Genomic DNA, 26468 nt, shown 5'->3' with positions numbered 1-26468 from the left:
AGATCGCTGCGCACAAAAAGCATATGTGTGTGAAAGCTGACGGTCTTTCCCACACATGCTCCCGCACCTGTACGTAAGCTTTAGTCCAATTCCGCAAAGTCACCGTGTTGTACGACCACCCCACCATGCTGGGGCGCTTGCGACGGCGTCGATAAGCACTATGCACACTTACAGGCAGGCGGATTACACACTTTGTTTCACAATTTCACACTGAATTTTCGACGTGAACTCCGAAAGGACTCAGTAACTATGGCTCGTAAGCCTTTGATTGCCGGTAACTGGAAAATGAACCTCAACCACCTTGAGGCAACGGTTTGCGTGCAAAAGCTCGCATTCGCTTTGCCGAAGGAATACTACGAGAAGGTTGACGTCGCAGTCACCGTGCCCTTCACCGATATTCGTTCAGTGCAAACCCTCATCGAAGGGGATAAGCTCAAGATCACGTACGGTGCTCAGGATGTTTCCCGCCATGAATCTGGTGCATACACCGGTGAAATTGCCGCATCTATGCTGGCTAAGCTTGGCTGCACCTGGGTTGTTGTTGGACACTCGGAACGCCGCGAATACCACGGTGAAACGTCTTTGCTTGTGTCGCAAAAAGCTAAGGCTGCTTTGTCTCACGGCATGAGCCCAATTGTCTGTGTTGGTGAGCCTCTTGAAATCCGTGAGGCAGGAACTCACGTGGACTACGTTGTGGAGCAAACCCGCGAGTCCTTGGCTGGATTGGATTCCGAGGAACTCGCACGCACCGTGATTGCGTATGAACCTGTGTGGGCTATTGGTACCGGCAAGGTTGCTTCTGCTGCTGATGCGCAAGAAGTGTGCGCTGCAATTCGCGGTTTGCTGGTTGAACTGGCTGGCGCTGAGGTTGCTGAGTCGATGCGCATTCTCTACGGTGGATCCGTCAAGGAAGAAACCGTAGCTGAGATTGTTGGCCAGCCTGATGTTGATGGTGGCCTCGTGGGTGGCGCATCTTTAGATGGTGAAGCTTTTGCTCGCCTCGCTGCTCAAGCTGCAGGTGGCCTGAACTAAAACCATCGCCTGCCCGCTTTCTTTGTCGCTGTTTTAGTCCAGCGACAAAGAAAGTGCAGAACAAACGTCCATAGTTGAGGTGTGTGCCGTTACCGGTATGAGGGCGCAAGCTTAGCCAGTGACTGGTGTGGTCACGTTGGGTGCATACCTCAACTTTGGTGTTTTTTCTTCCATATATTTTCACAAGATATAGGTGGACTTGTCGAGGTAGTGTGTGCCCTTGTGAAAGCTGGGGGCAATAAGAGCCGACCTGTATCTGCATAAGCCAAAGTGAAGGTTTTGTGAGTTGATGACAACCACTATTTCTGTCAAAGAAGACATCCGTTATTTAGGTCGACTGCTGGGTAATGTTATTGCTGAGCAGGAAGGCGAAGAGGTCTACCTCCAAGTTGAAGCTGCCCGTCAGGCTGCGTTTCGTGTGGCCCAAGGCAAAGCTGATATGGATGAGCTTGTCGGCATGTTTCGTGGTGGGAGTGCGGAATCGTTTATTCCTATCGCCCGCGGTTTTTACCATTTTGCGCTTCTTGCCAATGTGGTCGAGGATCTGCACGATAATGCCAGCCATGTGGCCCATTTGGAAGCAGGTCTACCAGCGCCAGATTCTACTTTGGATGCGACTTGGCGCAAGCTAAAAGAGTCGGAAGTCAGTGGCGCAGCCATCGCGTCGATGTTGGAGCATGCGGAAGTTGCACCGGTTCTGACCGCACACCCGACTGAAACTCGTCGTCGTACCGTATTCGATGCTCAGGAGTATATTTCCGACCAGCTGAAGAAACGTCACGCTATTGTGTCGGTGCCTCACAATGCACTCACGGATTCTCGTCTGGCTGAGGTAGAAGCCAATATTAAACGCTGTATGACTTCTTTGTGGCAAACCGCTCTGATTCGGGTGGCTAGGCCACGCATCGAGGACGAAATTGAAGTGGGTTTGCGCTATTATGCGCTGTCGTTGTTGCAGGCAATTCCTGAGCTTAACCGTGAGGTAGGCAAGCAGTTACGGCAGCATTATGGGGTGTCTGGTGTTGGCACGGCGGTGATCAAACCTGGTTCGTGGATTGGTGGGGATCACGATGGTAATCCTTATGTCACAGCCGCAACCTTGCGATATGCCACTACTCGTGCGTCGGAAACTGTTTTGAAGTTTTACGTCCGGCAGTTGCATCAACTTGAGCATGAGTTGAGTTTGTCTGATCGCTTATCCTCGGTCAGCGATGAGTTGATGGAGCTTGCGAAGCTGGGCTTGAATGATATTCCAAGCCGTGTAGATGAGCCGTATCGGCGCGCTGTGCACGGTATTCGCGGTCGAATGATGTCGACTTTGGCACATTTAATTGGTGAAGATGCTGTTGAGGGTACGTGGTTTAGGGCTCATCAACCCTACGAGAAGCCTGAACAGGTGCTCGACGATCTACGCATTATTGAGCGTTCGCTGCGTGCCAGCAGTGATGATGTGATTGCCGATCATCGCCTTGCTGATATTTCCACTGCCGTTTCTACTTTTGGCTTCCATTTGTACTCGATGGATTTGCGTCAAAACTCTGAGAGTTACGAAGACATTCTCACTGAGGTGTTTGCTCGCGCCCAGGTTGCTGAGAATTATCGGGGCTTGAGTGAGGATGAGAAAGTGGAGTTGCTGTTGAGGGAGCTTTCTTCGCCACGGCCGTTGTTGGGACCTGACGGGGGTGAGTTTAGTGAGGCAACGCAGCGGGAATTGGATTTGTTGGCGGAGGCAAAGCGTTCTATTTCCGCGTTTGGTCCGCGGATGATTCCGCATTCTATTATTTCGATGGCGCAGTCGGTTTCGGACATTTTTGAGGCCATGGTGCTGTTGAAGGAGTGTGGCGTTATTCGTGCGCAGGCTGATGCTCCGACGGGCACGATGGATATCATTCCGTTGTTTGAGACTATTGAGGATTTGCAGGCTGGGGCGACCATCCTTGAGCAGTTGTGGAGTATTCCGCTGTACCGGAATTATGTGCGGCAGCGGGGTGATATCCAAGAAGTGATGTTGGGCTATTCTGATTCCAACAAAGATGGTGGCTATTTTGCTGCAAACTGGGCGCTTTACGACGCCGAATCCGCGCTCGTTCGTCTCTCCCGCGCACACGGGATTACGTTGCGCTTGTTCCATGGGCGTGGTGGCACGGTTGGCCGTGGCGGTGGCCCTTCCTATGAGGCTTTATTGGCGCAGCCGCGGGGTGCGGTCCATGGTGCGGTGCGTATTACTGAGCAGGGTGAGATTATTTCTGCGAAGTATGGATCGGTAGAAACTGCCCGCAGGAATTTGGAAGCGTTGGTCTCTGCCACGATTGAAGCAACCTTGTTGCGGACGTATGTTCCCGATGATTCCCGTGAAGAAGCCTATGAGATTATGCGGGAGATTTCGCAGTTAAGCCAGCGGAAGTACTCGGCGCTTGCGCATGAGGACCCAGGTTTTATCGAGTATTTCACTTCCTCAACCCCGCTGTCTGAAATCGGGTCATTGAATATCGGTTCGCGACCTTCGGCGCGGAAGCAAACCAAGGCGATTTCGGATCTGCGTGCAATCCCGTGGGTTTTGAGCTGGGCTCAGTCGCGTGTGATGTTGCCTGGCTGGTTCGGTGTGGGTACCGCTGTAAAGGAGTGGATTGGCGAGGGCGAAGATGCGCAGCAGCGCCTGGCTACTTTGCAGCAGCAGTATCAAAAGTGGCCGTTCTTCCGTTCTGTGCTGCAGAACATGGCTCAGGTGATGAGCAAGGTGGAGTTGACCTTGGCACGACTGTACGCCGATTTAGTGGAAGATCAACAGGCTGCTCAACGCATATACTCGACGATTGTTGAGGAGTTCGAGTTGACTACCAAGATGTTCTTAGCGGTTACGGGTTCGCAGGAGTTGCTGGATGAGAATCCGCAGATGGCTCGTTCGGTACGTCGGCGCTACCCCTATTTGCTGCCGCTGAACGTGATTCAGATTGAGTTGCTTCGCAGGTACCGCGATCAGGAAGATGATCCGAATGTGGGTTACGGTATCCGCTTGACGATGAATGGTCTCGCTACTGCTTTGCGCAACTCTGGCTAATGGCGGTGTGCTCACGTGTAGTTGTGACGAAGGTTTTCTTCACTTTTGAATATGCATTCGCGGGCACATACTCAATCAGCAAAGGTGAAGAGTCTGTCGGTAGCTCATCGTCACAGGAGATACTGACAGGCTAATTTTTGCCTTTCTGGGCGTTACTATGGAAAAGCATTGTGTTGTTATTGGTGGTGGTTGGGTGTGGGGGAGAGCGCAGCCGATTACCAATAGAACCTGAGTGGTGGTGTATTATTGACGAGATGTAACTGGCATGCCCGCAATGTGCTTTTTTGAAAGCAAGAAGTTCCTCGGCTGTTTTGCGGGTTGGTACGAGTGTTTAGAATGAAGGTTTAAGTAGATGGTTCTCGCCCTCCAGATCGTTCTGGTTATTTCCAGTATTCTGATGACCCTATTCGTGCTCTTGCACCGTGGTAAGGGCGGCGGATTGTCAAGCCTTTTTGGTGGCGGTGTCCAGTCGAATCTTTCCGGCTCCACCGTGGTTGAGAAAAACCTTGACCGTTTCACCATTTTCACCGGTTTGGTATGGATCGTGTGCATTATCGCACTGAACATGGTGCAGGCCTACGCAGTCTAGTTTTCCCAAATGTACGTTCCCCTGAATGTGTCACAGTACATGTTCAGGGGTTTTTCGTGAGTAGAAGATTTTATTTTTCCGGAGAATACTGTGTAAACTCGTGGTGTTGTTTACAGGTCTACATTCCCGCAGTGCACGGCATTGTGGGCGTTTTCCGTTACGTGGAGACGAACCGTGCTTGGGGAGCATGTGCGCATGAAAGCTCAACGGCAGCGCAATTGGTGAGTGAAACACTGCTCAATGTCACCTCAATGCATGAAGGCTCGGGTGCACGTGTAAGAAAACAAGGGTTGTCTTGGCTAGTATTTCATGCAGCTTAAGATAAACACAGTTAAAATGAGAGCGTTATGGTTTTTCCTTTAGCTGATTCCCTAACAATTTTGATAAAGCCCCTATTATTTTTGAGAGGAAGTTCATGAGGCGAATTGCTGCCACCGCACTTACTGCACTGTGCGTTGCGGGCTCAGCAATCCAGCCAGCGCTGGCGCAAGGCGAATACGACGACCCTATTAACTACTCGGTTGTCTATGATGGCACACACTGCGTGTTCTCGGTGAAAAAAGAAGAGGATCACGGCGATGAATTTGCCTTGTTGATCCGCAGCACCGTATCACCCACGCTCGATCACTTTTTTGCCACCACAGGTGTTTCCCAACAAGCTCTCAAACGTTACGGCGAACTTGGTGGGGGAGACATCACTTCTGCTGTCCCGAGTCCTGACAAAGGTTTTGCGCACGACCACTCGTCCCTCACTCCTGTAAACCCAGATTATTTGGCAGCACTGGATCGGGTGGAAACAGAACTGAGCAACGTGGGCTTTGGTAGCGCCGATGTGTCGTGGTTCCGTTGGCACCTGACTGTGTTGGTGCGTGCACGTTACGCAGACCAAGATTTCGTGAACTCCATCCGTCGTTCCTGGCGCATCCCAGTGCAAGAACTTCCCGATGTCACCGACCATGACTTTGAAGAATGGATGCGCCAAATCGCCGAAACACCGGGCATTTACCCTTCAAGCGAAGCAAAAAAATCTGACCAAGTTGCACTCGCAATTCAAGCCACAACAATTATGTGGCGGCTTGAGCAGTACCATGAGCAGATTCTCGCCGGTATCCCTGAAGAAAAACAAACCCTTGTCGCACCCTTGTTGCGTACATTCCGGAAGATTCACGCGGCAGTGGTACGGAAACAAACTTTTGCACTACGCCAGTGCGGCAAAGCAGAAGAGTTTGATAAATATGATGCCACTGCGGTGGAGCCTACTAATCAACCGACTGAACAGCCCCGAATTTCAGCTACCGTACGCCCCAGCGAGGTCCTGACGTCACCCACTGGGCCGGTGAAAAAACGGATGCTCATCGTGAGCGCTATCGCGCTGTTTTTCATCATCCTTCTCGGACTGTATCTCCTGCGCATTGTGAAAAACACAGCACCTCTAGAGCGCTAAAGTCCCAACAAAAACACCCCATACTTTACTCCCTGTTTCTCGGAGGGGAAGCAAGTATGGGGCGTCGATACGCGTTACAGCAAGCCAGCAGCACTCTGCGCGAGATACAAACGTGTCTGCTCGCTCCCCTGAGCACCAGCAGCAGGCCACTCAGACGCGGAAGACCCCCGCACCACATGCGCGGCAGCTTCAGCTTTTTCCTCGCCGGCAACTAACAGCCACACCTTAGTCGAGCGTGCGATAGCCGGCAACGTGAGTGTTACCCTTTCGCTCGGGGGTTTCGGCGAATCGTAGATGGGAAGCACCAGCTTCGTTTCCTCTGCGACCGCTTGGGTGTGGGGGAACAAGGAATTAATATGCCCCTCACCACCCATTCCTAGCACGTGCAAATCAAAACCCTGCGGAGCGAAATCCTTCAGCACAGCCTCATAAGCCTCAGCAGCATCAGCCATATCCACACCACCGAGCCCGTAACCGTGAATATTCGCCTCCGGAATGTCCACATGTTCTAACAACGCGGTGCGGGCTTGTCCCTCGTTAGAATCGGGATGTGTGACATCGATATTGCGTTCATCACCAAAGAACACATGCACAAGTTCCCAGTTGATATCGGCATCTTTCAGCTCACGCAGCATCCCAATACCTGCGCCACCGCCGGTGAGTACCACGCGGGCGAGACCATCGCCATGCTTGCCCCCATTCTTGCTCACATCACGCACAACCTTGGCAAAATCACCGGCTGCCTGTTTGCATACCTCGTCGAGAGAATCAAGCTTCAGAACTTCAAGCATGGTGTTTTAGTCAAACTCCTTAAAAAGAGGAAAAAGAAATTCACGGACAATGCGATAACCATTCGCATAGTAAAAAACTTGTGAGAATAGCTATCAAGAAAAGGCATAAGCCTTGGCCTTAGGAACAAAGTTTATCCCACAAAGCCAAGGCTATGAAAGAGCACATGGGCGAAAGTTTTTCACTACACCACAGGGTAGTACACGCGTGTTAACCCATGAAGGGCGCGCTCGTAAGCGGAATCTGGGTCGAGATGACGCAGTTCCTCAGCCAAACAATCAGCTTCTGTACGCAGATTCACCGCAACTTTCGCAGTCGCGCGACCTGGCATGGTCACTGCAATAGTCTCATTATGATCGCACGCTTCCAACACAATCGTTCCCGAGGGGCGGATCAACTCGGCACGCATCACAGGAACCACATTGCGACGCTTCGAACAACCACAATGCTGCTGTGATTCTGGGGTGATCATTCGCGTGACAGTCACGCCCAAGCGATCAACCAGCCAACCAGCAGCCAGATCCACCGATGGGGAAGAAGCCGGGCCATAAACCTTAGCTTCCACCACCATCTCGTGCGGTGGCTGGTCCAAAGCGGACGCTAACACACCACGCCAAGGGGTCAGTCGCGCCCACGAAATGTCGGAATCGCCGGGGGCGTAGGCATTACGGCGGTTGTACAAAGCATCCACCAACGGATCAAACTCTGCATCTGTGATGCGGCGCTGTGCAATTTTACCCAGCTGATCCTCCGAAGGATGAACAGGGGCAGTAAAGGGCCACCACACCACAATGGGGGTATCAGGAAGAAGAAGGGGAGTGACCACATGAACGAGATGATGAACAACTTCACCGTTCAGACGGATCACAATCAACTCAGCGGCACCCGCATCGCCACCTATGCGCACCTCAGCATCCAAGCGGTGCTCAGCATGAGCATCACCGGTGACAAGAACAATCACACGAGATGGGTGCTCGCGTGAAGCATCCTTAGCCGCATCAATCACAGCGCTGAGATCATCGGTGGCCTTAGCAACCACAATGAGGGTCAGTACACGCGAGGTGGTGGATTGCACTCCGTTGTCGCGAATACGCACCAAGGTTTTGGCAATTTCCCTCGTATCAGAGTTTGGTAGTTCGAAAATCATTCTTCTTTTACTCCTTAAGGGCGTCGCCATGCACGATTGTGGCGTGCGAGCATCCGGTCAGCCGATTCCGGACCCCACGTACCAGCTGGATACTCTTCAGGTTGGCCACGCTGCGCCCAATACTCCAAGATGGGGTCGAGGATCTTCCACGACAATTCCACCTCTTCATTTGTTGGGAACAGGGACGCTTCATCCAACAACGCATCCAAAATCAAACGCTCGTAGGCTTCTGGGGACTCCTCAGTGAAAGCCTCCGAATAGGAGAAGTCCATGTTCACATCACGAACTTCCATGCCAGAACCTGGCACCTTGGAACCGAAGCGCATCAGCATACCCTCATCAGGCTGCACACGAATAACCACCACGTTTTGGCCCTGCGCATGGCGCGAACCCTCGCTGAAAGGCTGGTGAGGTGCATCTTTAAATACCAAAGCGATTTCGGTCACGCGACGGCCCAAACGCTTACCGGTACGCAGATAAAACGGCACACCAGCCCAGCGACGCGAATTGATCTGCAGTGTGCAAGCAGCATAGGTTTCGGTGGTTGAATTCGGATCGAAGCCCTCTTCTTCCCGCAAACCCTGAACATATTCGCTGCCCTGCCAACCCGATGCATACTGACCACGAGCGGTCGTTTTAGCAAAAGGCTCCACAGGAGACGTAGCTCGAAGCACCTTGATTTTCTCGGCCTGGAGTTGCTCAGGGGTGAAGTCGATAGGTTCTTCCATCGCCACCAAAGCCAGCAACTGAATAAGGTGGTTCTGAATGACGTCACGCGCGGCGCCAATTCCGTCATAGTAGCCGGCGCGTCCACCCAAGCCGATATCCTCAGCCATGGTGATTTGCACATGATCGATGTAGTGGGAATTCCACAATGGGTCGAACAGTTGGTTGGCGAAACGCAGCGCCATGATGTTCTGTACGGTTTCTTTACCCAAGTAGTGGTCGATGCGGAACACTGACTTTTCAGGGAAAACAGAGTTAATCAACCTGTTCAGTTCCCGTGCGGTCTGTTGATCATTGCCAAAAGGCTTTTCGACGATCACACGACGCCACGCATGCCCCTGCGCGTGAGCCATCCCTGAACGTTGCAACTGGTGACACACGTCAGAGAAATAGTCCGGTGGAACAGAAAGATAGAAAGCCCAGTTCCCAGCAGTGCCACGGGATGCATCCAATTCCTTCAGTTGTGCGGCCAAGGCATCAAACGCTGCATCATCATCGAAATTACCCTTGACAAAGTGCATACCCTCAGCCAAACGCTGCCACACGTTTTCGCGGAACTCCGTGCGTGCACCAGCTTTCACGGCTTCAAGAACATACTGCTCAAAATCTTGTTTCGACCAGTCGCGACGCCCGTATCCCACCAATGGGAAACCTGCGGGCAAAAGCCCACGGGAGGCGAGGTCATAAATTGCTGGAAGTAGCTTCTTTTTCGCTAGATCGCCGGTGACACCGAAAATGACCATTCCGGATGGGCCTGCGATTAAGGGGAGGCGTTTATCGCCCGCATCGCGCAATGGATTTTCCCATGGCGCGGATGAAAATTTTGCTTCCGTATCCGATTGGTTACTCACGCTTTCACTCACGTCCTAGCAGTCTACCTGTGGAAGGTTGGTAGCACATAACCCACTGCCACACGTCCACATACGTTTACACAATCACATAGATGTGGAATGAAAAATGTGCCTACGACCATAGTAGTCAGGTAGGCACATCCATTGTTTCTGAAGGAAAACGCTTAGCTCAATCGCGCTTCCATCAGTTCGAGCAATTCATTCCAGGCTGCCACGAATTTCTCCACACCTTCACGCTCAAGAAGTGCAAAAACATCTTCGAAGTCAATACCGATATTTTCTAGTTCCTTAAACAAATCCTCAGCGGCCTGCGCCCTACCCGAAAGGGTGTCACCATTGATATTCTCGCCCGCAAGGACAGCATCAATGGTGGACTCTGGCATCGTATTCACAGTGTGAGCACCAGCCAATTCACGCACATACAAATCTTGAGGGTACTCGGGGTTCTTCACACCGGTAGATGCCCAGAGTGGGCGCTGCAGATTCGCGCCTTCAGGCAGTGTGGCGGCGTCGAAAAGCTCAGTAAAAACCGCATATGCACGACGAGCATTGGCGATACCAACCTTGCCACGCAACGCAAGCGCCTGCTCAGTACCGATCTTATCCAAGCGACGATCCACCTCAGTATCTAGGCGGGACACGAAGAATGAAGCGACCGAGTGAATCTTGGACACATCCAAGCCTGCTTCCGCAGCACGAGTAATGCCCTTGATGTACGTAGCAACCACTTCGCGGTAGCGGGGAACAGAGAAAATCAACGTCACATTGACACTAATACCCTCCGCCAAAGCATCAGCAATTGCGGGAAGGGAGCCTTCTGTCGCTGGGATCTTGATCATCACATTTTCACGATCAACTTTTTTCCACAGTTGTCGCGCCTGCGCCAGCGTTGCATCCGCATCCTCAGAAGTACGCGGATCGACCTCGATCGATACCCGACCGTCTGCGCCCGCGCTGTGTTGGTAAATATCTGCAAACAGATCGCAAGCAGCACGCACGTCCTCAATGCTCATGGCGTACACGGCTTCATCAGCCTTCACCCCAGCTGCTTTCAGCTGATCAATCTGAGCATCGTACGCAGTACCCTTGCTCATAGCAGCAGCAAAAATAGCCGGGTTAGTGGTCACTCCCACAATATTCTTGCTCGCGATGATCTCTGATAGGTTGCCCGATTCAATGCGCTCGCGGCTTAGATCATCCAACCACGTCGAAGTGCCAACCTGCGCCAGCTGTGTAATTGCGTTCATCGTAATACCTATCTTTTTCACTATATGTTGAACAAAACGGGAAAGGCTTCCACTGATACTAGTGTGACAACCTTTCCCGTGACTAGAGCTAAGAGGGGAGAATCACTGTGAGTTTTTTCTCTCTCGCCACGAATCTCCCCAGCAACGACCTCCACCATGGACCCCACTCTCGCAACAGAGATATTGTCAAAAACTGCGTGCGGGAGGGGATTGGTGGAATAATTAGGCGCTCAAGGAATCCTTTGCAGCAGCAACGACTGCAGCAGTGGTAATCCCGAACTCGTCGAACAACTTCTGGTATGGCGCAGAAGCACCGAAGTGCTCCAAGCTCACCGCGCGTCCGCGGGTGCCGAGGTGGCGGTACCAAGGCATCGCAATACCTGCTTCAACAGACACACGAGCTCTCACAGCTGCTGGGAGAACAGACTCACGGTAGTCAGCATCCTGCTCTTCGAACCAATCCAAGCAAGGTACAGAGACAACGCGGGCAGCAATGCCCTCAGATTCCAACTGCTTGGCAGCCTCAACGGCCAGCTGAACCTCAGAACCGGTGCCCATCAGAATCACATCTGGAGTAGCCTTTGATCCTTCGACCAAAACATATGCGCCACGGGCTACACCTTCAACTGCCTTTTCCTTAGTACCTTCCAGCACTGGCACATTTTGACGGGTTAGAGCAATGCCCTTTGGTGCTGCCTTGTATAGCAAGGCGGCCCGCCACGCTGCCGCAGTTTCATTGGCGTCGGCAGGGCGCAGCATCGACATGTTGGGAATCGCGCGAAGTGTCGCAAGCTGCTCAACTGGCTGGTGGGTTGGGCCGTCTTCGCCCAAACCAATGGAATCGTGGGTCCACACGTAGTATGCGTCGGTTCCCATCAAAGCAGCCAAGCGCACGGCAGGGCGCATGTAATCAGAGAAGATCAGGAAGGTACCACAGTAGGGGCGGGTGCCGCCATGCAGAGCCATACCATTGACGATGGAACCCATGGCGTGCTCGCGAATACCGAAGTGCAGGTTACGGCCACCTGGTTCTGCAGTCCACGTATCCGTGGTGATAGTGCTTGGGCCGAAGGATGGCTCACCCTTGACCACAGTGTTATTAGAGCCTGCCAGGTCAGCGGAGCCGCCCCAGAACTCTGGAAGTTTCGCAGCCAATGCCTGGATGGTTGCCTCAGAGGCCTTACGGGTTGCCACGGAATCGCCAGCGTCCCAGGTGGGAAGATCCGCATCGAAATTGTCAGGCAAAGTACGGGTCGACATGCGGTCGAACAGCTTCTTTGCTTCAGGATTGTTCACTGCCCACTGGTCAAACTTCTGCTGCCATTCAGCGTGCTTGTTCGCACCGTGCTGAACAAGGCGACGGGTGTGCGCCAGCAATTCTTCGGTCATGGGGAAATCAACCTCGGGGTCAAAGCCCAATTCCACCTTGGTGGCGGCAACTTCGGCAGCGCCAAGAGCTGCACCATGCACAGCACCGGTGTTCATCATGGTTGGTGCTGGGTAACCAATGATGGTGCGCACTCGGATGAAGGTTGGGCGAGAGGTATCAGCTTGTGCTTCGGCTACTGCCTTTTCGAAAGCAACGATGTCTTCGCCGCCGTCGATTTCTATGACCTGCCAGCCGTACGCGCGGTAACGGGCACACACGTCTTCGGTGAAAGCGATTTGGGTGTCTTCTTCAATGGAGATACGGTTGTCGTCCCAGAAAACAATGAGGTTGCCCAGCTCCTGGGTACCTGCCAAGGAGCACGCTTCGGCGGTGACGCCTTCTTGCAGGTCACCGTCGGAAGCAATGACGTAAATGTAGTGGTCGAAGGGGGACTGCCCGGCTGGAGTGTGAGGGTCGAACAGATGACGTTCGCGGCGAGCCGCCATGGCCATGCCAACAGCGGAGGCTAAACCTTGGCCGAGTGGGCCGGTGGTGATTTCGACACCCTTAGTGTGGCGGTATTCAGGGTGACCTGGGGTGAGTGATCCCCACGTGCGCAACGCTTTGAGATCGTCCATTTCCAACCCGAATCCGCCCAAGAATAGCTGGATGTACTGGGTCAAGGAGGAGTGTCCGCAGGAAAGTACAAAGCGGTCACGCCCAGCCCAGTCGGTGTCGGCGGGGTCAAGGTTCATCACGCGCTGGAACAGGGTGTAGGCCAATGGGGCTAGTGACATTGCGGTACCTGGGTGACCCGATCCGCATTTTTGTACGGCGTCAGCAGCCAGGATGCGGGTGGTATCGACGGCGCGGGTGTCTAGTTCGGTCCAGTCTTGTGGGTAGTTTCGGACTGTGTATTTCGCGAGTTCTGGGGGCAAAGACACGATGGGAGATTCCGTCCTTCAGCTTTGTTCAAACACATTGTGCTTGTTGGGGCAGGTGGGCTAGTACAAGATTGTGAAATTTTTCCATGGGGGTTTCGAGCGTGTAACGACACTTGTGTCCCCATACAACACTCTAGCCCTAACAGGGGCGCAAGCGCTGAAATTGCTCAAGAAACTTCACTGTGTTGATTCTTACACCAGCGGTTTTGCATTTTTAGCGGGGGAGCGGTGTGGGTTGTGAGCAATTGTGCTGTGCTTGTCTCCGCCCACCCCTACTCTTAAGTATTTTTTAGATTGCTGGGGTGGCTGGATGGGGCCAAAGCACCATTTCAGGCTGTCGAAGTGGGGAAAATGAACAATCAGCGCTACCATGATGAGGTTGCGCGGAAGTTGCGTGCCTGAGATTTGTGCATAAATTTTGTTGAATCCGGGAACTAAACAGTCCTCACGTCCGACTACTGTGTGACAAGTAGCCTTTTCGCCTTGATATCCTGCTTAAACATAGATGGTTTGCGCATATCAAGATGCGTGATTATGGCCTGTGGACTTGTTAAAACTGTTTATTCTTAGTGAAGATTTTGTGGAGGAGAACCCCCTTGGAGACGATCAAGGCCTATATTGCGTTGACGAAACCCCGGGTCATTGAGCTCCTCTTGGTTGCTACCATTCCCGCGATGTTGCAGGCTGAACGTGGTGAAAACAATATTGCGTTGATTTTGCTCACGGTGATCGGTGGCTGGATGGGCGCCGCGGCAGCGAATACCTTTAATATGGTGGCGGATTCTGATATCGATCAGAAGATGGGCCGTACGCGTGCAAGGCCTTTGGTTCGCCATACTGTGAGCAATCGAAATGCCACTATTTTTGCGTGGACGCTGACTGTTTTAAGCTTCTTGTTCTTGTGGCTGCTGTGTAATTCGCTGCTCGCTGCAATTTTCGTGATGATCACGATCGCTTTCTACATCTTCGTGTACACAAAGTTTCTCAAGCGTCGTACCCACATGAATATTGTGTGGGGAGGCGCTGCAGGTTGTATGCCGGTTCTTGTCGGCTGGGCTGTAATCAAGGACAATCTTGAGGTTGCTGCGCCTTCACAGTGGTGGCAAGCCATCGTATTGTTCATGATTATTTTCTTCTGGACCCCACCTCACACATGGGCGTTGGCGATGAAGTACAAAGAGGATTACGCAGCTGCCGGCGTTCCCATGCTCCCCGTTGTGCGCACTGAATCCCAGGTGACTCGCCAGATCGTGTGGTACACCGTGGCTACGGTGTTGACCACTGCGCTGCTCATTCCAGCTGCTGGCTGGATTTACGCCGCTGTTGCGATTGTGACTGGTGTGTGGTTCCTGCTGATGGCCATTCATCTTCATAACGGTGTGAAGAATGGCGCAGAGGTCAAACCACTGAAACTGTTCATCCTTTCCAACAACTACCTTGCATTGCTGTTCGTTGGCCTTTCCATCGATGCAGTGATGGGTCTTGAAACTATTGGTGAGATGCTCAACTGGAACCTCACCTTGTTCTAACACGGCAGCATTGTCCTTCCCTCACAGTCATTGTGGGGGATTTTTTATACCTAGAATCCTGGCGAATTCTAGAGGTCGTGGAAACACCTGACATGTGTTAGGTGTTTCCACGACCACTAGAACTTAAGCCGCCCCGTCCCAGCCTGCCCACGCGCGAAGCTACTCAGCTTATCTTCCCCGCGTACAACCCCAGCCACTTCTCAGCGCTGCAGGCACGGCACACATGCGTGACGACGTCGACAAGCATCGAAGCCACGATCAACCATGCACACACTCGCGAATCATCCGCACGAGCACGGATAAGCTGCGGATACATTCGTCTACGCACCCGGACACCGACACAACAGAGGCAAAAACTGCCCCATGCACACGTTGCACAGCAACGCACAGGGGCAGTACAGCAAGTAAGGGAAAGCCTACGCTACAGGCTTAGGGGTGCGACGCCAACCCAACGTAAATAAAAACGAACAGTACGCCACAACCACAGAGCTCATACCGATATGCACCGGCACACTCCAGCGCGGAACCCCCAAACGATACTGCGCAATACCAATTAGCGCCTGAATGACCACTACCACCATGACCATCCAGCCAATACGACGCACCTCAAGTGCAACGCGGTGAATCAACAACGACGCAAACAACAGTGCCAAAACCGCCAAGAATGTGTACATCGTCCACGCGTGAACATGAGCAATCCAGTCAATATCGACCTCTAAACGGCCCTCCATGCCCACACCGGAATCACCCGAGTGCGGACCCGCACCAGTAACCATCGTGCCGGTGATCAACACCACCGACAAACCCACAGCACACAACGCCGCCAACACCCGCAACGCCGCAGGATAGGAACGAACCGGTGCAACATCATCAGGTTCCTGGATTCGCACATACAACATCGCTGCCAGCCACACTAACACCATCGACGGCAAGAAATGCACCGCCACCGACCACCAACGCAGCTCCAGCAAAACAGATACACCACCGATCACAGCCTGAGCAATCACGCCCACACCCTGAATCACCGAATGAACCACCAGCTCACGGCGACGCTTAGCCATCAACACAGCAACAAACACAGCAACCACACACGCCACCAACACAAAAGTCAGCATGCGGTTGCCAAACTCAATAGCTTGGTGGATCGCCGGCGCCGCCCCCTGAATCGGAACCAACGACCCCTCATGACAATTCGGCCACGTATTACACCCCAAACCCGAACCTGTCACACGAACAATGGAACCTGTTACCGTGATCCCGCCCTGCGCGCACAGCAGCAACAAAGCCAGCTTTTTCTGCACAGCCACAGTAGGGTTCCAACGATTCTTTTTCTCCGAAACAGTGCTAGTCACAAGCAACCATTCTACCGGCCACCCACCCAAAAACCTTAAAACCCACAACCATCAACCCAACAGTTGTGGGATATCCCACCCAAAAACTCTTACACGCTAGTCAGCAAACTTAAACCACTTCGCAGCACCCAATATCCCCACCACTGTCCACAGCAACAAACTCACAAGTGCAGCAACAGGAAACAGTCCCGCAAACGCCGCCTTAATCCCCTCAGCCAACGCAATCGACGGAATCGCCAGTAACCAGCCCGAAACATCCACACCACTAAACGCACAGTATCCAGCAACACCCACCAACAACAGCCACACCAAATTGGCCAAACCCAACACCAACTCAGAGGACAAAGTGCCACCCATCAGCATGCCCAAAGCCGTAAAGCATGCCACACCGAAGAAAAACACCCCAAAACCCACGAGAGCAGCAACAACCGGGACATGCCATCCAAGCATCATCGCCACGACCGACAAAATCACAGCTTGGAGGACAGAAACCACGACCAAACCGATAATTTTGCCACCAATAATCGTCCACGCCGGAACACCCGACGCACCCGTGCGCTTCAAAGCCCCGTAGCGTCGATCGAAGGCCAAGGCAATCGCTTGCCCGGTAAAACCAGAACTCATGGCCGCAATCGCTAACATCACCGGAAAGCCCACAGTCAACGGCTCAGCATGCTTGATCATTGGCACAAGCCCAACAACCAACAACATGCCCACTGGAATGATGAAACTCAACAGCAATTGTTCGCCGTGGCGTAAAAACAGCTTCGCCTCAATCAATCCTTGGGCACGCAACATAGCACTAGGATGCGCACGCTGCGGCGAAGGGCGAAAAGTACCCGGTTCAAAACTGTGCTCAACAGCATTGTCCTGCATAATAGTCACCATCGCCTTTCTAGCTGCGCAGCTCGCGCCCAGTCAAATCCAAAAACACATCTTCCAAACTGCGTGAATCAGTCGACAACGAACTGATCAACACCTGTTCCTTCGCAGCAGTCGCTGCCACACGCGCAACCACATCAGGATCAGGATGCACACGCACCACATAGACCCGCGGACGCAGCGCCTCCACACCTAATTCCTGCCACAGCGGCAAGGACAGATCAAGATCACGATCAGTCTCAAAACGCAGCACTTGAGCAGTGGCATGCTGCAACTGCGAACAACTACCTTCAGCCACAATCTCGCCATGATCCATAATCACCACATAATCCGCCAACGCTTGGGCTTCATCCATCACATGAGTCGTCAGCACCACAGTCACCCCATCAGCGCGAAGTTGTTTAATTAACTCCCACACCAACAACCGGGACTGAGCATCCATACCCGCCGTAGGCTCATCAAGGAAAACAAGTCGCGGCCTCGAAATCAATGCAAGAGCCAAGGATAAACGCTGCTTTTGGCCACCCGATAACCTTCGATAGGTTGTCGAACGCACATTGTCCAACCCCACCAAATTCAACAACCACTCGGGATCTAGTGGATTCGCATTATAGGAAGCTGCCAGGTGCAGCATTTCTGCCACCTTAATCCCCGAATACGAACCAGAATCCTGCGGCATGATGCCCACCTGGGCACGAACCTGATCAGGCTGCGACGTCGGATCTAGCCCCAACACCCGAATGGAACCAGACGTAGGTTTTTGAAAACCCTCACACATCTCAATGGTCGTCGTCTTACCGGCACCATTCGGCCCTAACAACGCAAGCACGGTGCCTTCAGCCACCTTCAAACTCACGCCTTTAACAGCACGCACAGCCCCAAAAGACTTTTCAACATTATTCAGCTCAAGGGCATATACCTGAGATTGATCCAACACAGTCACAAGCAACTAGTGTAGGCCAATCACGCCCCGACGCTTCAAAATGACATACGAAGATCCGATAATTATGCCGAATCCAAAGATGGAGGCAATATAAATCGAAAGAACGGTTGTAGGTGGTAAACCTAAACCGCGGGGGAGCACAAAGAAACTCAACACCAATGTATAGGCAATAACCGCACCCCTAAACAGCTCCCGGTTCGCCCAAGCCGACAAAGGCAAAATAGCCCACAACATGTACCACGGGTGCACCACCGGAAAGAAAATCACCATCACGAAGGTAGATACCCCCAAAGCACCCACGGGATGAATTCGGCCCGCGTAAGTTGCCAACAACATGCGCACCATAAACACCCCCGCAATAGCAATACCGACCATTCGGGTCACCACAAGCATCGCATCCGAATGATTACCCAAAGCCAATTGCTCAGCAACCCACGAAAATACCACGCCAATGGCAGTCGACATCGACATCCAACTACGAATCGTTGCCGCACCACCTTGCCCGCTGATCCAGCCCAACGAAATGCCACTCATCCAGGTCACCAACGCCACCGACACGCACAACAAAACAGTTTGGGCGAGTATCGCTACAATCCAGCTGAGAAGAACAGAATGCTCCCGTAACCTGATTGAACGAGCAACCGCCATCCCAATAAAACCCAGACCGATAAAGCCTGTAACCTTGACCATTCCGGCACAAGAAATCAAAAAACCACTCGCTACAAGCAGCCAGCACGCGCGATAAAATAAGCCCAAGCGCAAATAATCAGCAGCCCGCAAACCCAGCTCCACACCGGCTAGTAGTAAACCCAACAAAATGGACTCGTTATGAATACCGCCAACAAGATGCAAGATTGTCAACGGATTCAAGATCCCTAACCACAACGCCGCCTGCGGAATCACCCGACAACGACGCGCTAGTTGCACCACAGCCCAACCAGCAAGGGCAACACCAGCAATGGCAGTAATGCGGTGAGCGATCACGCCTAAAACAATGCTGTCGTTAGTCAACCATGAAATAATCGCCGCAACACCCAACGCCACAGGACCATAAGGAGACGAGGAGTGCGCCCAAATAAACGGAACCGATCGCGCCAACACATTCTCAGTGCCCAACAAATCAATAGGCCCACCCGAATAAGGATCCAACCCAAGCCGAATGATCGAACCATTGGCCAAATATGAATAAATATCCTGAGTAAACATCGGCGCACTCGCCACAATAGGCAAGCTCCAGACCAAAAATGTACGTCGCATCATCGACATACTGATCACACCGGTGCGCACATGCCCGCGTCGTAAAGCAACACCAGTAAACGGCGCCATTAACAACCACGCCACAACAATCAAACTCACTCCCACAAAACACAACATGGTGGAAGTTTGCAGCATGCGCCACATCAAGGAGCCGCCAGGAAACTCCGCATAAGGCGAGTTCACCACCGGCATCGCCCCAGCGCCTAATGCGCCGAAACCCAGCAGCAATGCGCCCAATGTGCCAAGCCATCTAAGGAAAGCAAAACGGCGCAACTCTTGATAACCCAAAGTAGGGAACACAAAACCGCGGCGCGATTCCGGGCGAGTCAAGTTTTTAGACTTGCTCTCAGGGAGTGTGCCGAAAGGAATGACGGAACCGTCCCGGGAAGGAGTCAGCAAATCGACACCACTGGCAGCCTTCACCAGAACCGACACATTGTCATAGCGGCTGAGATCATCGCCAAACTCATCCTCAGCCACATGTAAATGTGCCGAACGTGAACCCGCAGCACCTACCTGGGGCAGGATTCCCCACGCACGCCTCCACCATGACACGCGCTTGAGCGGCAACGCCGAAGCAGAACCATCAGAAGCAGAATCCCCGGAACAGGAGTTCTCATCTGTGGTTCGAGGCCGTGGCTGCGCAGAATCGCTGCGCTGATCATCAATCACACAAGCCATGCTAGTAAAAGCACCATCCCCGCACCCGCCCAACCCGCCCTAATCCATGAAACTTCCCACACACGCACCCACGCGCGCCCTAAAAACTGAGAAAAATACCGTGAAAAAGCGTGGCTAAAAATCAATTGTTTGACACCATTCAGGGGCAAAATTTTTATATAGGGTGCCCTAAATAATCAAGGTGAGAGCCATAGGTAAAATGCTGGGTTGTAAGTTGCACTGGATTTAGGGAACACTAGTGTTGTCTAAAGGTGTTTATCTGATCCGCTAAGCACACAAACCCCATCACGCAAGGAGGTGACGCAACCATGGCCGAACACCCACAAGTCGAGCACCGAAGCACCGACGGCGAAACTCGCCGAACCATCATGCTGACCATGCTCCGCCACGGAAGCATCACCGCCACGCAATTGGGCAGCCTTCTCGGGCTATCCGCGGCGGGAATACGCCGACACCTAGACAACCTTGTGGAGGAGGGACTAGCAGAACTAGCACCACCCCGACCTAAAACAGCACAGCAAGGCTCACGCGGACGCCCCGCCAAAGCCTTCCGACTGACTGCAGCAGGCAGAAACCACTTCGGACACGACTATGACTCACTAGCAGCCCAAGCCTTGCACACCCTCAGAGAAACCGGGGGAGACCAAGCAGTACGCGAGTTTGCGCGTAAACGGGCCGCAGCGATCGTTGCCGACATCGACAAGCGTGACGACGGCGGCGAAGACTCCATCGAAAAAGCAGCGCAAGCTGTCGTCGATGCCTTCAGCCGAAACGGGTACGCCGCCACCGTGACCAAAGCAGGACACGGCGTACAAATCTGTCAGCACCACTGCCCAATATCCGGCGTCGCCGCACAATTCCCAGAACTGTGCGAAGCGGAACACGAGGCCATCGCCGAACTACTCGGCCACCACGTACAACCGCTCGCCAAAATCATTGACGGGCACGGGATATGCACAACCAACATACCGCTAATCCCCATCCACAAACCCCGCCCACGCGGAACAGAGAAGACACCTCACACCAAGAAGCTTTGAAAGGAGCTAGGTTAATGACCCAGGCACCATCTGGTACCACCGGCGGTCCAACCACCGACGACGAGATCATCGAGTCAATCGGCCCCTACAACTACGGCTGGCACGACCCAGACGTCGCAGGCCAAAGCGCACGCCGCGGCCTGAACGAAGATGTTGTCCGCGACATCTCCGCCAAAAAGAACGAACCAGAATGGATGCTGGAGCTACGCCTCAAGGCACTGGGAATCTTTGACAAAAAGCCCATGCCTACGTGGGGAGCGGACCTGTCGGGAATCGACTTCGACAACATCAAGTACTTCGTTCGCTCCACCGAAAAGCAAGCAACCAGCTGGGATGAACTCCCCGAAGACATCAAGAACACCTACGACCGCCTCGGCATCCCCGAGGCCGAAAAGCAACGCCTCGTCGCAGGTGTAGCCGCACAGTACGAGTCTGAGGTTGTCTACCACCAAATCCGCGAAGACCTCGAACGCCAAGGCGTGATCTTCCTCGATACCGACACCGCTCTCAAAGAGCACCCAGAGTTGTTCCGCGAGTACTTCGGCACCGTCATCCCAGCAGGCGACAACAAGTTCTCCGCACTAAACACTGCAGTGTGGTCCGGTGGTTCCTTCATCTACGTGCCGAAGGGTGTCCACGTGGACATCCCACTGCAGGCATACTTCCGCATCAACACTGAAAACATGGGCCAGTTCGAACGCACCCTGATCATCGTTGATGAGGACGCCTACGTGCACTACGTTGAGGGCTGTACCGCACCAATCTACAAGTCCGACTCCCTGCACTCCGCAGTCGTCGAGATCATTGTGAAGAAGGGCGGTCGCTGCCGCTACACCACCATCCAGAACTGGTCGAACAACGTCTACAACCTAGTAACCAAGCGCACCAAGTGCGAAGAAGGCGCAACCATGGAATGGGTCGACGGCAACATCGGCTCAAAGGTCACCATGAAGTACCCAGCAGTATGGATGACCGGCCCACACGCCAAGGGCGAAGTTCTTTCCGTCGCCTTCGCCGGTGAAGGACAGTTCCAAGACACCGGTGCCAAGATGGTTCACATGGCTCCCTACACCTCCTCCAACATCGTCAGTAAATCGGTGGCACGAGGCGGCGGACGTGCAGCCTACCGCGGACTCGTGCGCATCAATGCGAACGCGCACCACTCCACCTCCAACGTCGAATGCGACGCACTGTTGGTTGACAACATCTCACGCTCCGACACCTACCCATACAATGACATCCGCAACGACCACGTCTCCCTCGGTCACGAAGCCACCGTTACTCAGGTCTCCCAAGAACAGCTGTTCTACCTGATGTCTCGTGGCATCGCCGAAGACGAAGCAATGGCCATGATCGTCCGCGGATTCGTTGAACCCATTGCCAAGGAACTCCCCATGGAGTACGCCCTTGAACTCAACCGCTTGATCGAACTGCAGATGGAAGGATCGGTGGGCTAACCGCCATGGCTGAAACAGTCAAGAACGCAACCGTTCACAACACCAAAGGTGACCTCTTCACCTCCTTTGACGTCGACGACTTCGCCGTACCCCACGGCAAAGACGAAGTCTGGCGCTACGTCCCCCTCCGCCGCCTGCGCGGCCTCCACGACGGAACCTTCGCTGAGCCCATCGCTCCGATCATCGACGTCGAAATCCCGGAGTCGGTCGAGGGTGCAACCACCCAGATCGTCTCCCGCACTGACGCACTCGTAGGCCGTTCCGGCAAAGCCGTCGACCGCGTCGGCGCCCAAGCCTTTACCTCGGCCGAAAACGCACTGGTGCTCAGCTTCGCCGCTGGTTCGGTCAACAAGACCCCAGTAGCGATCAAAGTTCAAGGCGCAGGCCTTGATAACACAACCTTTGCCCACCTCGTCATCGACGTCGAAGCAGGAGCAGAAGCAGTCGTCGATCTGCGCTACACCGGCACCGGCACCCACGCCGACAACGTCGAATTCGTCATCGGCGACAACGCCAAGCTCACCGTCATCGTCGACGCATCCTGGAACGACGACGCAGTCCACATGTCAGGACAAACCGCCATCCTCGGACGCGACGCAACCCTGCGCCACTCCGCAGCCGTCTTCGGCGGCGAAGTCGTGCGCATCGTCCCACGCGTCAAATTCACCCAACCAGGCGGCGACGCAGAAATGCTTGGCGTCTACTTCGCCGACGACGGCCAGTTCTTCGAGCAGCGACTCCTCGTCGACCACGCAGTACCCAACTGCCGCTCCAACGTCTTGTACAAGGGCGCACTCCAAGCAGACCCCACCTCCGGGAAACCAGAAGCACACACCGCATGGATCGGTGACGTGCTCATCCGCTCCAACGCTCTAGGTACCGACACCTACGAAGCAAACCGCAACCTCGTACTCACCGAAGGCGCACGTGCCGACGCCGTGCCTAACCTCGAAATCGAAACCGGCGAAATCGCAGGTGCAGGTCACGCAGCAACCGTCGGACGCTTCGACGATGAGCAGGAATTCTACCTCCGCTCCCGCGGCATCCCACCAGAAGAAGCACGCCGTCTCATCGTCCGCGGATTCTTCTCCGAAGTCATCGGACGCATCCCCGTGGCAGAGATCCGAGAAGAACTCGAATCCCGTGTCGCAGCCGAACTCGAATCCCTCCAAGCAAAGAAAGCCAACGCCTAGCCCCGGCGTCGAAACGCAAAAAGGAAAGAAACACACAATGAGCACACTCGAAATCCGCAACCTGCACGCACAAGTCCTGCCTGCGGACGAAAACGCAGAACCAAAGCCGATCCTCAAAGGCGTCAACCTCACCATCAAATCCGGTGAAACCCACGCAATCATGGGCCCCAACGGCTCCGGCAAGTCCACCCTTTCCTACACCATCGCAGGTCACCCACGCTACGAAATCACCGACGGTGAAGTGCTTCTCGACGGCGTCAACATCCTCGAACTCGACGTCGACGAGCGCGCCCGCGCAGGCCTGTTCCTTGCCATGCAGTACCCAACCGAAATCCCCGGTGTCTCCATGGCCAACTTCCTGCGCACCGCAGCAACCGCCATCCGCGGCGAAGCACCAAAACTGCGCGACTGGATCAAGGAAGTAAAGGAATCCCAAGACAAGCTCGCCATTGACAAATCCTTCTCCGAACGCTCCGTCAACGAAGGCTTCTCCGGTGGCGAAAAGAAGCGCCACGAAGTCCTCCAGCTCGATCTCCTGAAGCCAAAGTTCGCCATCATGGACGAAACCGACTCCGGCCTCGACGTCGACGCACTGCGCATCGTCTCCGAAGGAATCAACCGCTACCAAGAAGAAACCAACGGCGGCATCCTCATGATCACCCACTACAAGCGCATCCTCAACTACGTCAAGCCCGACTACGTCCACGTCTTCGCAGACGGAAAAATCGTAGCCTCCGGAGGCCCCGAAATGGCCGACGAGCTTGAGGCGCACGGCTACGACCGCTTCTTGGCATAACCCCCCTCCGAGAAAAATACCTAAGGATCAAGTAACCAATGTTCGTAAATTCCGATGGATCGCTCAATACTGACGCGATCCGCGCAGAATTCCCCATCCTCAACCGGACAGTTCGCGGGAATAAACCATTGGTCTACTTAGATTCTGGCGCCACCTCCCAACGGCCCCTACGAGTATGGAAAGCTGAAGAGGAGTTCGTACTCAACACCTTCGCACCCGTACACCGCGGGGCCTACCAGCTGGCTGAAGAAGCAACAGACGCCTACGAAAACGCACGCAGTGCCATTGCAGAATTCGTCGGCGCCGACTACGACGAAATCGCTTTCACCAAAAACGCCACCGAAGCACTTAACCTCATCGCCTATACCCTCGGCGACGATCGAGCCGGCTCTCTTCGCGTCTCGGAGGGGGACACCGTCGTCGTAACCGAACTTGAACACCACGCCAACCTTGTCCCTTGGCAAGAACTCTGTCGCCGTACCGGCGCAACACTCCGCTGGTATAAGGCAACCCCGGAGGGGCGAATCGACTATGATTCCCTCGAACTTGACGACACCGTCAAGGTCGTCGCTTTCGCACACCAGTCCAATGTGACTGGTGCTGTTGCCGACGTCGAAACGCTCGTGCAGCGTGCCCGCAAGGTTGGTGCACTTGTCGTACTTGACGCCTGCCAATCAGTACCCCACATGGCGACCAATTTTCACGACCTCGACGTCGATTTCGCAGCCTTCTCAGGGCACAAAATGTGTGGCCCTGCCGGAGTGGGTGTCGTGTACGCAAAAGCACACCTGCTTAAGCAGCTGCCCCCATTTTTGACCGGTGGTTCGATGATCGAAGTGGTAAGCATGGAAGGCTCCACCTACGCCAGCCCGCCGCAACGATTCGAAGCAGGGACCCAAATGACCAGCCAGGTCGTCGGCTTGGGCGCGGCTGTCTCCTTCCTCCAAGAAATTGGGATGGATGCAATCGCCAATCATGAACACACGCTGACAAGCTACGCTTTGGAGAAACTCCAAGAAATTCCGGGAGTGCGGATTGTGGGCCCTACCTCCTCCGAGAATCGCGGGGGCGCGATTAGTTTCCTCGTTGAGGGGATTCACCCGCATGATTTGGGGCAGTTGCTTGATGATCATGGTGTGTGCATTCGTGTGGGCCATCACTGTGCTTGGCCAGTGCATAGGAGTTTGGGTGTACAGTCGACTGCGCGTGTGTCGTTCTATTTGTATAACACTGTGCAGGAAGTGGATGTTTTTATCGCGGCTGTGCGGGCGGCGCGTGCGTTTTTTGGTGTTGATGAAGTAAAGAAAGATTTTTCATGAATCTAGAGTCGATGTATCAGGAAGTGATTCTTGATCATTACAAAAACCCTTCGCATGCGGGTTTGCGGGAACCTTTCCTCTCCGAGGTTCATCATGTGAATCCTTCGTGTGGCGATGAGCTGACTTTGCGGGTGATGCTTTCCGACGACCTGTCTACTGTCACCGATGTGTCCTACCATGCTGAGGGTTGTTCGATCTCTCAGGCGTCGACGTCGGTCATGGCTGATGAGATTATCGGGCAGCCTGTGGCTGCTGCGTTGGAGAAGCTTGAAGAGTTCGAAAAGATGATCACGTCGCGCGGCCAGTACGCTGGTGACGATGACATTATCGGTGACGGGATTGCGTTTTCTGGCGTGTCTAAGTATCCCGCCCGCGTTAAATGTGCGCTCCTTGGTTGGAAAGCTTTCCAAGCAGCTGCATCTGAAGCATTGGAGAAAAGTGAATGAGTGAAGAAAACACCCCTGCGGAAGAAAAAGTGATCCCCGAGCAGTCCCCGGAGGATTTGGCGAAGGCATCCGATGTTGAAGAATATATGCGTGATGTGATCGACCCTGAGCTTGGTATCAATGTTGTTGATTTGGGTTTGGTGTACGACATTTGGATCGAAAACGGCAACGAAGCACACATCAATATGACGTTGACCAGCCCTGCGTGCCCCCTGACCGACGTGTTGGAGGATCAAGCACAGTCTGCTGTTGTCGGCAGCGGGGTTGTTGAGAAACTCACGTTGAACTGGGTGTGGATGCCGCCGTGGGGTCCTCATATGATCACCGAAGAAGGCCGCGAACAGCTTCGCGCCCTTGGTTTTTCGGTGTAATTTCTGGGA

The 26468-nt window shown here is 53.8% G+C and carries 22 protein-coding genes; 12 read left to right on the top strand and 10 right to left on the bottom strand.

Going from position 1 to position 26468, the window contains the following annotated elements; genetic code table 11:
- Window positions 1-249: 249 nt before the first annotated feature.
- The 4 genes from tpiA to CFELI_RS06930 all read left to right on the top strand — a co-directional run bounded on the left by tpiA (window position 250) and on the right by CFELI_RS06930 (window position 6123).
- Window positions 250-1032 (top strand): triose-phosphate isomerase, encoded by a 783-nt coding sequence (gene tpiA / locus CFELI_RS06945; protein ID WP_277105621.1) that lies wholly within the window; start codon window positions 250-252, stop codon window positions 1030-1032.
- A gap of 289 nt (window positions 1033-1321) precedes the next feature.
- Window positions 1322-4090, top strand: coding sequence for a phosphoenolpyruvate carboxylase (gene ppc / locus CFELI_RS06940; protein ID WP_277105622.1), 2769 nt, complete (start codon window positions 1322-1324; stop codon window positions 4088-4090).
- A gap of 352 nt (window positions 4091-4442) precedes the next feature.
- Window positions 4443-4679, top strand: a complete 237-nt coding sequence (gene secG / locus CFELI_RS06935) for a preprotein translocase subunit SecG (RefSeq protein ID WP_277105623.1) — start codon at window positions 4443-4445, stop codon at window positions 4677-4679.
- 415 nt (window positions 4680-5094) lie between these two features.
- On the top strand, window positions 5095-6123 hold the full coding sequence (locus CFELI_RS06930; RefSeq protein WP_277105624.1) for a hypothetical protein: 1029 nt from the start codon (window positions 5095-5097) through the stop codon (window positions 6121-6123).
- Window positions 6124-6197: 74 nt separating this feature from the next.
- Here the strand turns inward: CFELI_RS06930 and pgl are convergent, their stop codons facing one another.
- From pgl to tkt, 5 genes are all read right to left on the bottom strand, one after another.
- Window positions 6198-6914, bottom strand: coding sequence for a 6-phosphogluconolactonase (pgl, locus tag CFELI_RS06925; RefSeq protein ID WP_277105625.1), 717 nt, complete (start codon window positions 6912-6914; stop codon window positions 6198-6200).
- 182 nt (window positions 6915-7096) lie between these two features.
- Window positions 7097-8059: a glucose-6-phosphate dehydrogenase assembly protein OpcA gene (locus CFELI_RS06920; protein ID WP_277105626.1), complete on the bottom strand. Its 963-nt coding sequence runs from the start codon at window positions 8057-8059 to the stop codon at window positions 7097-7099.
- Between the two features lie 14 nt (window positions 8060-8073).
- Entirely contained in the window at window positions 8074-9648 is a 1575-nt protein-coding gene (gene zwf / locus CFELI_RS06915; protein ID WP_420869447.1) for a glucose-6-phosphate dehydrogenase, read from the bottom strand.
- Between the two features lie 152 nt (window positions 9649-9800).
- Window positions 9801-10883 carry a transaldolase gene (tal, locus tag CFELI_RS06910; protein WP_277105627.1) on the bottom strand — a complete coding sequence of 361 codons (1083 nt, stop codon included), beginning with the start codon at window positions 10881-10883 and terminating at the stop codon, window positions 9801-9803.
- A gap of 222 nt (window positions 10884-11105) precedes the next feature.
- Window positions 11106-13196 carry a transketolase gene (gene tkt / locus CFELI_RS06905; RefSeq protein WP_277105628.1) on the bottom strand — a complete coding sequence of 697 codons (2091 nt, stop codon included), beginning with the start codon at window positions 13194-13196 and terminating at the stop codon, window positions 11106-11108.
- 596 nt (window positions 13197-13792) lie between these two features.
- Between tkt and CFELI_RS06900 the strand changes: the two genes are divergently transcribed.
- Complete coding sequence (locus CFELI_RS06900; protein ID WP_277105629.1) at window positions 13793-14725, top strand: heme o synthase; 933 nt, start codon at window positions 13793-13795, stop codon at window positions 14723-14725.
- Window positions 14726-14888: 163 nt separating this feature from the next.
- Here the strand turns inward: CFELI_RS06900 and CFELI_RS06895 are convergent, their stop codons facing one another.
- The 5 genes from CFELI_RS06895 to mptB form a co-directional block, all read right to left on the bottom strand.
- Window positions 14889-15041 carry a hypothetical protein gene (locus tag CFELI_RS06895; protein ID WP_277105630.1) on the bottom strand — a complete coding sequence of 51 codons (153 nt, stop codon included), beginning with the start codon at window positions 15039-15041 and terminating at the stop codon, window positions 14889-14891.
- A gap of 100 nt (window positions 15042-15141) precedes the next feature.
- Complete coding sequence (locus CFELI_RS06890) at window positions 15142-16077, bottom strand: COX15/CtaA family protein (RefSeq protein ID WP_277105631.1); 936 nt, start codon at window positions 16075-16077, stop codon at window positions 15142-15144.
- A 96-nt stretch (window positions 16078-16173) separates the two neighbouring features.
- Window positions 16174-16953 carry an ABC transporter permease gene (locus CFELI_RS06885; protein ID WP_277105632.1) on the bottom strand — a complete coding sequence of 260 codons (780 nt, stop codon included), beginning with the start codon at window positions 16951-16953 and terminating at the stop codon, window positions 16174-16176.
- A 19-nt stretch (window positions 16954-16972) separates the two neighbouring features.
- A complete protein-coding gene (locus CFELI_RS06880) occupies window positions 16973-17902 on the bottom strand; it encodes an ABC transporter ATP-binding protein (protein ID WP_420869448.1) in 930 nt (309 codons plus the stop codon).
- Between the two features lie 6 nt (window positions 17903-17908).
- Window positions 17909-19729 (bottom strand): polyprenol phosphomannose-dependent alpha 1,6 mannosyltransferase MptB, encoded by a 1821-nt coding sequence (gene mptB / locus CFELI_RS06875; protein WP_374724773.1) that lies wholly within the window; start codon window positions 19727-19729, stop codon window positions 17909-17911.
- A 419-nt stretch (window positions 19730-20148) separates the two neighbouring features.
- On the opposite strand from mptB, the gene CFELI_RS06870 reads away from it, so the two are divergent.
- The 7 genes from CFELI_RS06870 to CFELI_RS06840 are packed head-to-tail and all read left to right on the top strand — an operon-like array spanning window position 20149 to window position 26459.
- Window positions 20149-20877 carry a helix-turn-helix transcriptional regulator gene (locus CFELI_RS06870; protein ID WP_277105634.1) on the top strand — a complete coding sequence of 243 codons (729 nt, stop codon included), beginning with the start codon at window positions 20149-20151 and terminating at the stop codon, window positions 20875-20877.
- Window positions 20878-20891: 14 nt separating this feature from the next.
- Window positions 20892-22334 (top strand): Fe-S cluster assembly protein SufB, encoded by a 1443-nt coding sequence (sufB, locus tag CFELI_RS06865; protein WP_277105635.1) that lies wholly within the window; start codon window positions 20892-20894, stop codon window positions 22332-22334.
- 5 nt (window positions 22335-22339) lie between these two features.
- Window positions 22340-23527, top strand: coding sequence for a Fe-S cluster assembly protein SufD (gene sufD / locus CFELI_RS06860; RefSeq protein ID WP_277105636.1), 1188 nt, complete (start codon window positions 22340-22342; stop codon window positions 23525-23527).
- Between the two features lie 37 nt (window positions 23528-23564).
- Window positions 23565-24323 (top strand): Fe-S cluster assembly ATPase SufC, encoded by a 759-nt coding sequence (gene sufC / locus CFELI_RS06855; RefSeq protein ID WP_277105637.1) that lies wholly within the window; start codon window positions 23565-23567, stop codon window positions 24321-24323.
- A 38-nt stretch (window positions 24324-24361) separates the two neighbouring features.
- On the top strand, window positions 24362-25642 hold the full coding sequence (locus CFELI_RS06850; protein ID WP_277105638.1) for a cysteine desulfurase: 1281 nt from the start codon (window positions 24362-24364) through the stop codon (window positions 25640-25642).
- Window positions 25639-26088 carry a Fe-S cluster assembly sulfur transfer protein SufU gene (sufU, locus tag CFELI_RS06845; RefSeq protein ID WP_277105639.1) on the top strand — a complete coding sequence of 150 codons (450 nt, stop codon included), beginning with the start codon at window positions 25639-25641 and terminating at the stop codon, window positions 26086-26088. The genes CFELI_RS06850 and sufU overlap by 4 nt, the downstream gene beginning before the upstream one ends.
- On the top strand, window positions 26085-26459 hold the full coding sequence (locus CFELI_RS06840) for a metal-sulfur cluster assembly factor (RefSeq protein WP_277105640.1): 375 nt from the start codon (window positions 26085-26087) through the stop codon (window positions 26457-26459). The genes sufU and CFELI_RS06840 overlap by 4 nt, the downstream gene beginning before the upstream one ends.
- The last annotated feature ends 9 nt before the right edge of the window (window positions 26460-26468 follow it).

This window comes from Corynebacterium felinum, assembly GCF_030408755.1.
Taxonomy (GTDB): Bacteria; Actinomycetota; Actinomycetes; order Mycobacteriales; family Mycobacteriaceae; genus Corynebacterium; species Corynebacterium felinum.
The sequence above is the reverse complement of the archived record's forward strand: the minus strand, read 5'-3'. Positions and strand labels throughout refer to the sequence as shown.

Coding starts and splice junctions, on each gene's coding strand:
- CFELI_RS06850 (WP_277105638.1), top strand. CDS start 24,362: ATGTTCGTAAATTCCGATGGATCGCTCAATACTGACGCGATCCGCGCA.
- sufB (WP_277105635.1), top strand. CDS start 20,892: ATGACCCAGGCACCATCTGGTACCACCGGCGGTCCAACCACCGACGAC.
- sufU (WP_277105639.1), top strand. CDS start 25,639: ATGAATCTAGAGTCGATGTATCAGGAAGTGATTCTTGATCATTACAAA.
- CFELI_RS06920 (WP_277105626.1), bottom strand. CDS start 8,059: ATGATTTTCGAACTACCAAACTCTGATACGAGGGAAATTGCCAAAACC.
- CFELI_RS06840 (WP_277105640.1), top strand. CDS start 26,085: ATGAGTGAAGAAAACACCCCTGCGGAAGAAAAAGTGATCCCCGAGCAG.
- CFELI_RS06930 (WP_277105624.1), top strand. CDS start 5,095: ATGAGGCGAATTGCTGCCACCGCACTTACTGCACTGTGCGTTGCGGGC.
- tal (WP_277105627.1), bottom strand. CDS start 10,883: ATGAACGCAATTACACAGCTGGCGCAGGTTGGCACTTCGACGTGGTTG.
- ppc (WP_277105622.1), top strand. CDS start 1,322: ATGACAACCACTATTTCTGTCAAAGAAGACATCCGTTATTTAGGTCGA.
- pgl (WP_277105625.1), bottom strand. CDS start 6,914: ATGCTTGAAGTTCTGAAGCTTGATTCTCTCGACGAGGTATGCAAACAG.
- sufC (WP_277105637.1), top strand. CDS start 23,565: ATGAGCACACTCGAAATCCGCAACCTGCACGCACAAGTCCTGCCTGCG.
- CFELI_RS06870 (WP_277105634.1), top strand. CDS start 20,149: ATGGCCGAACACCCACAAGTCGAGCACCGAAGCACCGACGGCGAAACT.
- CFELI_RS06885 (WP_277105632.1), bottom strand. CDS start 16,953: ATGCAGGACAATGCTGTTGAGCACAGTTTTGAACCGGGTACTTTTCGC.
- tpiA (WP_277105621.1), top strand. CDS start 250: ATGGCTCGTAAGCCTTTGATTGCCGGTAACTGGAAAATGAACCTCAAC.
- sufD (WP_277105636.1), top strand. CDS start 22,340: ATGGCTGAAACAGTCAAGAACGCAACCGTTCACAACACCAAAGGTGAC.
- CFELI_RS06895 (WP_277105630.1), bottom strand. CDS start 15,041: ATGTATCCGCAGCTTATCCGTGCTCGTGCGGATGATTCGCGAGTGTGT.
- secG (WP_277105623.1), top strand. CDS start 4,443: ATGGTTCTCGCCCTCCAGATCGTTCTGGTTATTTCCAGTATTCTGATG.